The 9,512-nt window shown below is 68.7% G+C and carries 7 protein-coding genes and 1 pseudogene; 7 read left to right on the top strand and 1 reads right to left on the bottom strand.

Annotated elements, in window-relative coordinates:
* The first annotated feature begins 1,351 nt into the window (after positions 1-1,351).
* The 6 genes from ACZ64A_RS34740 (at position 1,352) to ACZ64A_RS34715 (ending at position 7,529) form a co-directional block, all read left to right on the top strand.
* A complete protein-coding gene (locus ACZ64A_RS34740; RefSeq protein ID WP_469815925.1) occupies positions 1,352-2,476 on the top strand; it encodes a hypothetical protein in 1,125 nt (374 codons plus the stop codon).
* A 394-nt stretch (positions 2,477-2,870) separates the two neighbouring features.
* A complete protein-coding gene (locus ACZ64A_RS34735; RefSeq protein ID WP_469815917.1) occupies positions 2,871-4,046 on the top strand; it encodes a glutathione-independent formaldehyde dehydrogenase in 1,176 nt (391 codons plus the stop codon).
* A 389-nt stretch (positions 4,047-4,435) separates the two neighbouring features.
* On the top strand, positions 4,436-4,921 hold the full coding sequence (locus tag ACZ64A_RS34730) for a cupredoxin domain-containing protein (protein WP_469815916.1): 486 nt from the start codon (positions 4,436-4,438) through the stop codon (positions 4,919-4,921).
* 136 nt (positions 4,922-5,057) lie between these two features.
* On the top strand, positions 5,058-5,321 hold the full coding sequence (locus tag ACZ64A_RS34725) for a hypothetical protein (protein ID WP_469815915.1): 264 nt from the start codon (positions 5,058-5,060) through the stop codon (positions 5,319-5,321).
* Between the two features lie 550 nt (positions 5,322-5,871).
* Positions 5,872-6,765: a hypothetical protein gene (locus ACZ64A_RS34720; protein WP_469815914.1), complete on the top strand. Its 894-nt coding sequence runs from the start codon at positions 5,872-5,874 to the stop codon at positions 6,763-6,765.
* 242 nt (positions 6,766-7,007) lie between these two features.
* A complete protein-coding gene (locus tag ACZ64A_RS34715) occupies positions 7,008-7,529 on the top strand; it encodes a hypothetical protein (protein WP_469815924.1) in 522 nt (173 codons plus the stop codon).
* Positions 7,530-7,681: 152 nt separating this feature from the next.
* Here ACZ64A_RS34715 and ACZ64A_RS34710 read toward each other — a convergent pair.
* A pseudogene (locus ACZ64A_RS34710) lies at positions 7,682-8,290 on the bottom strand (transposase); the annotation flags it as partial.
* Positions 8,291-8,476: 186 nt separating this feature from the next.
* On the opposite strand from ACZ64A_RS34710, the gene ACZ64A_RS34705 reads away from it, so the two are divergent.
* A complete protein-coding gene (locus ACZ64A_RS34705) occupies positions 8,477-9,370 on the top strand; it encodes a polysaccharide deacetylase family protein (protein ID WP_469815913.1) in 894 nt (297 codons plus the stop codon).
* Positions 9,371-9,512 lie beyond the last annotated feature (142 nt).

The raw sequence follows: 9,512 nt of genomic DNA, 5'->3' as shown, positions 1-9,512 counted from the left end.
GCGCGCGGTCTGCTCCGCAGACACGACGCGCCGCCGCTACGCGGCGGGTGATCCCGCGCTCCGCGCGGGATGCCGGCGGACTCCGTCCGCCGAACGGGCCCACTCCGTGGTCCCGTTGGCCCGGCTGTCGCCGGGCCTGTTCCGTACCGGCCTGCTCCGCAGTCCAGTACGGAACCTGACGCGCGCTCCGCGTGCGTCAGGGCCGGCAGCAGGAAGGGGGTGGGTGAGTCGCGTGCCGTTGCTCCATCAGCCGTCGCACTACCTAGCGGTGGAGCATCCCGACCCCAGAACCTGATGGACCGTCAACCTTGCAACTTCCGACCGAAGCGGTCATGCCCTCGTTCGCTCGCTTCCGGACGCTTCCTGTCCTAGTGTGTGCGTCACTTTCATAGCGGGCTGAGTTTTGGGATGATGACAGGGTGCCTCTCCTCCGAGTCGCCCCTTCTGGCTTGACCGGTGTAAGCGTCTGTCAGTAATCCAGTAATGCGCCCGATGAACGGTTTCCGGCGGCTGCAGGACAAGAACGCGGGTGCCTTGGAGGAGGACTATGTCAGCAGGCACGCCTTCCGGGCTGATGTAGGCCCCCTGGCCGTCGAAGAGGCGGAAACAGCGGATCGCTGGGTCGCCGGGGCCGAGGTAGGGGTTGCCGCTGGTCGCCGCATCGACCCAGGACCGCGCTGGGCGAGCCCCAGCGACCAGGCCTTGTCCGGGGTCTCCGACGAGCCGATCGGCCAGGAGGGTGTGCAACTGTCCATCCGATCCCATATTGCATCAGTGATCACTAAACTCCAGGTCGGTGCTGCGGCGGCAGAGCAGCAGCGGCGGCGCGCAGCGGGGGCAGGGTCTGGAAGTCGATCTCCCCGCGCGTCTGGATGCGCGCGAACGTGCCGTCGATCGTTCGCCTACCCGGACAGTCCGGAGTGGGCGACGCACGCGCGGGCGCTCGGGGCGGCTGCCCACATGGCCGGCCTGGACCCGCAGGCCGCGCTGGCGCTCGCCGCCTGGCTGGAGGCGACGGCCTCGGTTGCGGACCAGGCCGAAGAGGTCGGAGGCGGTCCGGTTGCGGTGCCGCTTGCAGATACGGCGGTCCGGTTCGCTCGCGTCTACCTGCGGACGACGGCCCCGTAGCGTGGGTGGGGGTCTAGGTCCGTCTTCATACGGATCTTGCCCAGAGCTGGAACGACACATAAAACTGACCGCTGCCTCGTAGGAAGAGGCGGTCTTTTCGTATCTGGTATCTCTTTTTGCCTGCCGATGGGGGCCAGCGTGTCATGGGGCGCCGACGTTGTCTCGGGGAGATCCTGGGGGGCACTGGTGATTGCCGGGGGCAGCCAATGAGAAGGGTCCGGTGATGCGGGAGTCGTCGCAGGGCGTTACGGTCGTGGCTCTCCTGGCGGATCCGGACGCGCCGACGGCGATCGCGCAGCACATGGCCCGGACACTTCCTGCTCGGCTCGCCGACAGATCGGGCCAGGGGCGGCGGTTCGATGTGGAGGTGGTCAGTGAGCCCTTCACCGCAGGGACCGAGGACGTGTCCACGTTGATGTGCCGGATCATGGAGCGCGGGCGGGCGGAGAACTGGGACGTCGTCGTGGCCCTCACCGACCTTCCGCTGCACTCGCACGGGCACAAGCTCGTTGTGGATCTGAGTCATGAACACGGCTTGGCGCTGCTGTCCCTTCCTCCGCTGGGAGGCCTGCGTCTTCAGACGAGAGCCATGCGGGCGGTGGAAGAAAGCGTGCTCAGCTTGGCCAGTCCGCGAGCCGCTGAGCAGCCTCGCCGGCCTCAGCCGCTGGGACGCTTCGTGAGTCGCTTTGCGCCGATTCACCCGGGCCCGATCGGTGAGGAGGAGACCGCTGATCTGCGGTACGTCGTCAGCGGGCCGCGCGGTTACCTGAGGGTGCTCGGCGGTATGGTCCGCGCCAATCGGCCGTGGCGGTTGGTGCCGGGCCTGTCGAAAGCCCTGGCGGCCGCACTGGCCACGGGAGCCATCGCCACCGTGAACTCCACCATCTGGAGCCTGTCCGAGGCCCTGAGCACGCCGCGTCTCGTGATCGCTATGGTGGGGTCTGTCACGCTCATGATCGGCTGGCTGATCGTGGATGCGCACCTGTGGCATCGATCAACAGACGCATCGGCGGAGGAGAAGAAGAGGACGAGCCTCTACAACGCCTCGACGGTCATGACCGTGGGGATCGGGGTGATCGTCTGCTACGGCGGCTTGATCGTCATCAATATGGTGTCGGCGCTGTTCATTCTCAACGACCGCGTGTTCGCCTCCATGACGCGATCCCCGCTGCACGCCACGGAGTACTGGACATTGTCCTGGCTCGTCACTTCGATCGCCACCGTGGGCGGCGCGCTGGGATCGGGCGTCGAGAGTGACGAGGCGATCCGGGCAGCCGCCTTCTCCAAGCGCGAACAGGAACGTCGTGACACGCTCCACGACGACCACGGTGACCAGCCCCCGAAGTAAACCGACACCAATGCAATGGTTCCCGGGTGTGCCTGCCTGCCGGCACCGCCGCTCACCGCTGGCGGGCTGCCCGGTGGTACCGGCTGCACGCGGCGGTCGTTCAGACCAGCCCACGCCCGTTGAACTAGGTAGTTCGCTGGAATGAGCTGATCGAACGGTACGCAATTGTTTCGCGTCGGGGCCGGCGGGGACCCGCACCGCACGCCGTCGGAGCGCCGAAGCTCCGCCCGGCGGGCCGACGGCCCACACCACCGTTCCACCTGATCCGGGGGGACGGACCGCAGAGGCGTGCCGCAGCCACAAACTCCGTCGTAGCACTTTCGAGAGTCAGGCTCTACGTGCCGTCTCGTCATCGCCGTGCCGCAGTCATGCCGCGGCACCGAGGGAAGTCGTCATGAAAGCAGCGGTATACGAAGGACCGCGAACGGTCACAGTGAAGAACGTACCGGACGCGAAGATCGAGCATCCCTGCGACATCATCGTCAAGATCACCGCTACCAACATCTGCGGTTCGGACCTGCACATGTACGAGGGCCGCACCTCGTTCGAGTCCGGCCGCACCCTGGGGCACGAGAACCTGGGGCAGGTGGTGGAGGTCGGACCGGCCGTCCGTAAGGTGCAGGTCGGTGAGTATGTGGTCCTGCCCTTCAACATCGCCTGCGGCTTCTGCAAGCAGTGCGAGCAGGGTCTGACCAATTACTGCCTGACCATGCAGCCAGAACCCGCCCTCGCGGGAGCTGCCTACGGATTCGCCGAGATGGGCCCCTACCAGGGCGGCCAGGCGGAACTGCTGCGCGTGCCCTACGGCGATTTCAACGCGCTGCGCCTGGGCGAGGACGCCGCCGAGCGGCAGACCGACTATGTGATGCTCGCCGACATCTTCCCAACCGGCTACCACGCCACCGAGATGGCCCACGTCAAGCCGGGCGACCAGACCATCGTCTTCGGGGCCGGTCCTGTCGGGCTGATGGCGACCTACTCCGCTCTCCTCAAGGGTGCCGGCCGGGTATGGACGGCCGACCACCAGCCCGACCGGCTGCGCATGGCGGAGGAGATCGGGGCCATCCCGATCAACACCGCCGAGCAGGACCCGGCGGAGGTCGTCAAGGAGGCCACCCTCGGGCTGGGGGCCGACAACGGCTGCGAGTGCGTGGGCTATCAGGCGCACGACCCCCAGGGACACGAGGACGCCAGCCTGACGCTCAATGGCCTGATCGACTCGGTCAGGTTCACCGGCCACATCGGCGTGGTGGGCGTGTTCCTGCCCCAGGACCCCGGCGGCGCGGAGGCGCAGGGTGAGCTGGAGGCCCAGGGCAAGGTCCCGATCGACTTCGGAATGATGTGGTTCAAGGGCCAGCACATGGGGACCGGGCAGGCGCCGGTAAAGAAGTACAACCGGGCGCTGCGGGACCTGATCGCCGGCGGGAAGGCGAAGCCGAGCTTCGTCGTGTCCCATGAGCTCAGCCTGGACGAGGCGCCCACCGCCTACGAGCACTTCGACGCCCGTGACGAGGGCTGGACCAAGGTGGTCCTGCATCCCAACGGGCACGGCAACGGCCACAAACAGTAAAGGCCCTCTGAGCCGCCGTCCGCCCGCTGTCCCGGGCATAGCCATTCCGCGAACGGCGTCCGGCCCGGCAGGGCGGACGGCGGACCCGCTTGACGGCGCGCGTTTTTCGGCTGGCCGGATCTGCATCCGCTTGTGAAGTAATGCCGTGGATGCGCTGGTGATGACACTCGTCGAGCCCATAGCGCGCGTCACGTTCACGCTGGCACCGGGCGGCAGCCCTGATCAGCCTCTCACTGAGGGGATGAGGACGATGGCATACGAACTTCGCGGGCGGAAGGTCGCGATCCTGGCCGCCGACGGCGTCGAGCGCATCGAACTCGAGCAGCCGCGCGGCGCCCTCCGCGTTCGACCCGAAGAGGCTTACTGCGGCCCCCGGAGACATCATCGAGTTGGTCACCAACAAGCTGTCCCCGCACAACGTCGTCTTCGAGGCCTCGGGTATCCCCAACCGGGACAAGACGATGGCTTCCTCGCTCAGCTGCACCAAGCTGATGCTGAACCCGGGTGAGACGCAGACCACGCAGACTCCTGCGGACGCACCGGAGGCGAGTGCCACTTCTACTGCGCGCCCCACCGTGGTGCCGGCGAGGCAGGCAAGCTCATCGTTCAGGCCTGGACCGAAGAGGCCTGAATCTCCTCGTGTGCAGAAGGGCCCGTCTGACCGGCACACGGTCGACGGGCCCACCGGCGACGGCTACTTCGACACGCGCGAGCATGGCGCGGACGACCAGCAACTGCGCAGCTCCTCGGTGCCGGCCAGCCAGCGGCTGATCGCCAGCGCGGTGGGCCGGCCCTGCCGTCCAGAGCGGACCTGCCACCGTCCGCGACGAACCCGTCAGCGACGTCCGCCACGAGCCCCACACCGTCGTCCGTGACAAGCCAGGCGGAGTCGCCGAGCGCGTCCCCCGCGCCCGCACCTCGGACACGTCCGGACCCGCGAGCCCCAGCAGCTCGAGCCAGCCGACCGCACCGCAACACAGCAGCCCGCCGCCTGAGCCCCAGGCTCCGACGGTGACCATCCAGCAGCCGGCTGGGGGCTCCAAACTGCGGCGCGGCTGCCAGGAGGCGTTCGCCGGTACCGCCCGAACGCGCCCGGGCGACCAGCTCATCACCGATCCGCAGGCCACCACCTGGCAGATCACCGGACCGCACGGACCGGTGACGCTCGGCGCCGGCCCATCCGGCAACTTCACGGTCCCGATGCTGGCGGACGGGACGTACCCGCTCGTCTTCACTGCCACCGATCCAGCCAGCGGACTGACCGGCATGGCGTAGATCTCGATCCACATCGTCGGCTGCCTCCGCTGGTGCTGTGACCGCATAGGTTCGCCGGGTGGGGTCACAGCACTGGGCACCTCCCGACCTACGAGATCAGCTTGGAAAGGCTCTGTCGGGATCACCATGTGACTCGCGAGGATGAACGGGGGCGTGGCCACCGGCAAAGCAGGGTGCCGCCCACAACCGGCGTAAGAAGCCCGAGAACCGGTCACGCCAGCCCTTCGACCTGCCACTTCACGTTGCGGAGGCTCGGCGCGGTGCACACTGCTCCGCACACATCGGCATCCGGCTGTCGCGCGTCTGCATCGCACGTGACAGTGATGTACTGAACATGTCACAGGACTCGTACCGGAACGTGCCGCCGCTTCCCCCAGCGCCTCAACGGATGGGATGTTTTCCAGCCGGAGCAGCCCGTATCGGGCCGCAGGGAGGGAACGGGGTGGACACCTTGACGCGCCAACAACACCGCACCGGTATCGGCAGAACCGTCGCAGGGGCTCGGACATTTGGCAGAGTCGGCGGAAACAGCACAACGCGGGGCCGCCGGGTGGCCGTGACCGCCGCGGCGCTTGCCATGGCCGTACCGCTGACCCTCGGCGCCGCAGAAGACGCGGGGGCGGCGGGGGAACACCCGATCGTCTTCGCCCGCTACACGGCGGCAGCGCCCATCGAAGACCTCTACGCGATCTCCTCCAGCGGCGGCACGCCCGTCAAGCTCACCCATACCCCCACCGTCAGCGACGTGATGCCCAGCTGGTCCCCGGACGGCAAGCGGGTGGCTTTCGTGCGCTATGGATCCGGTGGCGCCATCGACGGCGTCTGGACGATGAAGACCACCGGCGGCGACCTGAAGGCCGTACCCGGCACCAAAGGCGCCTCCGACCCGGCCTGGTCCCCGGACGGCAAGCGGATCGCCTACGCCAAGCCGGTCGGCACCCAGCGCGAGATCTATGTGGCTGACATCGACGGCACCCCCGCCACCCGGCTCACCCACACCACGGCGGACGACCTCCATCCGACATGGTCCCCGGACGGCAAGTACCTGGCGTTCAACCGCGCGGACGCCAGCGGACACAGCAGGGTGATGCGGATCCGGCTGTCCACCCTGGCCCAGACGGCCATCACCGCATCCGGCTCCCACGATTGGACGCCCGACTGGTCGCACCGCAACCGGATCGCCTTCAGCCGCGTGGACTCCTCGGGCTTCGCCCACCTCTACCTCGTCCGCCCCGACGGCACCGGCCTGCACCGCATCACCGCAGCCCGCCTCAACGACAAAAACCCCTCGTGGTCCCCGGACGGCAATCGCCTGGTCTTCAGTAGAGGCGGTACCGACGACGCGGACCCCGAACACCTCTACCTGGTACGGCCTGACGGCACCGGACTGACTCAGCTCACCAAAACCGACTCCCATGACCTCGAGGCGGACTGGCGCCCATAAAGCGCACGGCAGCAACCGGCAGCCTGCCCGGGGCCGGCGAGCACACCCTGCGGCCAGGTGCGCTGTTCGTGCAGGCTGGTGACAGCCAACCAGCCTCGCGAACTGGTCCATACGCAAGCCCGTGATCGTCTCGACCGACCGGCTCGGCCCTCAACACCCCACCCATACGGGCGAGATGCCCGAACCGAGCCTTCTGCAACACCCTTTAGGGCGTGTGTCGGAGGAGCTCCAGGTTGGCTGACGTGAGTGGGCGGGGGCGGGGTTATCGATATGTCGGGCCGGTCGAGTTGAAGACTGCCGTCCAGCCTGGTGACGGCGGGCGTCGGATCGGCTCGGCGGCTGACTTCGGTGACTGGATCGTGGAGCAGCCGGCGGCGGCGCCGGCCGAACCGTTCACCTTCGTGGTCGGTATGGATGGTGTGCTTCGGCTTGCGCCGCGGCGAAGCGAGCACGTGGCCTGTGCCGGCGGAGACATGGTCCTCAGCGCCGGCGAGATCAGCTTCACACGCGAGGCAGGCCGGTGGACCGTGAGCGAGGGCAGCAACCAATCCACCGGGTACTGCCCGGACGTCACCTCCTGGGTCGAGACAGCCCGCGCTCTGGATGCTGTAGAGCTTCAGCGGCCCTGCGGCTTCACCCACGAGGTGGTGTTCCGGCGGTGCCCCGACTGCCAGGAGCACAACATCGTCCGTGAGGACGACTTCGTCTGCGTCTTCTGCGGCAGCGATCTGCCGACGGCGTGGAACGCGGATCCCGCCGCGTGACGACCGAGGGCCACAGCCACTCGCTGATGGCCGCAACGAGGACGGTCCCTCAAAGCGGACGGCTGAGCTTGTCGTAGCACGTGGCCACGGCCCCGACGACGCTTCAGTCGGTTGATCCCGCACTCGACCGCGTGGCGCTCGCGGTAGTCCGCCGGGTCGAAGCGCGGCGGCCGGACGCCGCGGGAGCCCAGCTTTCGGCGGTCGCGTGCCTGGTCGACCTTGTCGGGGCTGGTGCAGCGGGAGCCCGCGGCGGCGCAGGTAGGCACGGTTCTTCCGGGAGGCGTACGCCTGTCCGTCCGTACCCGGTCGGGACGAACGCGTGGTCGGCCCGGCCCGATGCGGGGCACACGAACCTTCTTCAGCACGGGTTCGAACTGCGGCGAATCTCCCCACTGCCCGGCCGTCACCACGATCACCATGGGCTTCTGGCCCTGCTCGACGGCCAGGTGCAGCTTGATGCTGACCGCCGCGCGAGCGGCCCGACCCGTGGTCACAAGGCTCGGCGAACACGCCCCCCCGGAGGCTCCTTCTGCAGATCCCCCCTGCTCGCGGGCCCCGGCCGCATGCAGAGGGGAGCGGCAGGCCGTGGAGTCGACGTCCAGGTTCCACGTGATCGCATCGTCCGCATCGGCCAGGGGCCGGAGGCGGGTGAGGACGCGGTGCCAGGTGCCGTTCCGCTGCCATCGGCGGAAGAGGCCGTAGACCCGGTTCCAGGGCCCGTACTCGGCGGGGACGTCTCGCCACGGAACACCGGTCCGGATCCGGAATCGTATGCCGTCGATCAGCTGCCGCCGAGGCCGGTCGCCGCCCTCCTGCCTGCGGGTGGCATAACCGGATTGTTGGGGAACCCTTACCGGTGCCTTCCCGGTCGTGAATCTTCGGCCCGTACCGTTGCGGTGGTGCGGCGGCCGCCCGCCGCAGGCCTTTTTGACCAGGTGGGAGTGTGGATGACGACGGGTCGCCGGGCCGTGCTGGCCGCCATGGCCGGTGGCGTGCTCGCCGGATGCGCGGGCCCGAGGAGCGCGACGAGCGGCGCCACGTCCGGGCCGCCCACGGTGCCCGCACCGAATGCGACGCCCGCGCCGAACGCCGCCGCGGACGCTCCGGCATCCGCCCCCTCGGCGACGGCGCTGGCGATCCCCCGTGCCGAGATCGTGGCCCGTTACCGGCATGCCGTGCCGCGCTCCTGGGGCTTCGACGGCCCCGGCGTGGTGCACGCGCTGCCGAAGGGGAAGCGTGAGATCGCATTGACCTTCGACGCCTGCGGCGGCCCGGGCGGCAGCGGTTACGACCAGGCCCTGATCGACTTCCTGCGCAAGCGCGAGGTACCGGCAACCCTCTTCATCAACTCCCGCTGGATCGAGGCCAACCCGTCCCTCTTCCGCCGACTGGCCGCCGAGCCACTGTTCGAGATCGCCAACCACGGCACCCGGCACCGTCCGCTGTCGGTCACCGGACGCTCCGCCTACGGCATCCCCGGCACCCGTGACGCCGGGGAGGTGTACGACGAGATCGCCGGCAACCGCGCCGAGCTCACCCGGCTGCTCGGCGCCCCGCCGCGCTTCTTCCGGTCCGGCACGGCGTACTGCGACGACGTCGCGGCACGGATCGTCACTGATCTGGGAGAACGCTTCGCGAGCTTCTCGGTCAACGGCGACGGCGGCGCCACCTTCACCCCCGAGCAGGTCCGCACCAGCGTGGCGTCCGCGCCCGGCGGCTCCATCGTCATCTGCCACATGAACCATCCCGAGGGCGGCACCGCCCAGGGCATCGCCGCCGCCGTACCGAAGTTGCTGGCGAGAGGTCACACCTTCGTACGTCTTTCCGACGCGGTGCACTGACCATCGGCCCCAACAGACGATGCTTGCCTGCCAAGGAGCCTGCCGGTCGTCGCGACGAGGTGAACGCCGCCTGTCGCGGACCGGCTCCGCCTGACACCACCGAGGCGATCAACTGATCCGCGATGGGGGGCAGTACGACTCG

The sequence above is a fragment of the Streptomyces sp. NPDC104814 genome, from assembly GCF_055583185.1.
This window is presented reverse-complemented; position numbering and strand designations above follow the sequence as displayed.

Excerpts from the sequence above, each read along its gene's own strand:
- ACZ64A_RS34740 (WP_469815925.1), top strand. The coding sequence starts at position 1,352 with ATGCGGGAGTCGTCGCAGGGCGTTACGGTCGTGGCTCTCCTGGCGGAT.
- ACZ64A_RS34735 (WP_469815917.1), top strand. The coding sequence starts at position 2,871 with ATGAAAGCAGCGGTATACGAAGGACCGCGAACGGTCACAGTGAAGAAC.
- ACZ64A_RS34705 (WP_469815913.1), top strand. The coding sequence starts at position 8,477 with ATGACGACGGGTCGCCGGGCCGTGCTGGCCGCCATGGCCGGTGGCGTG.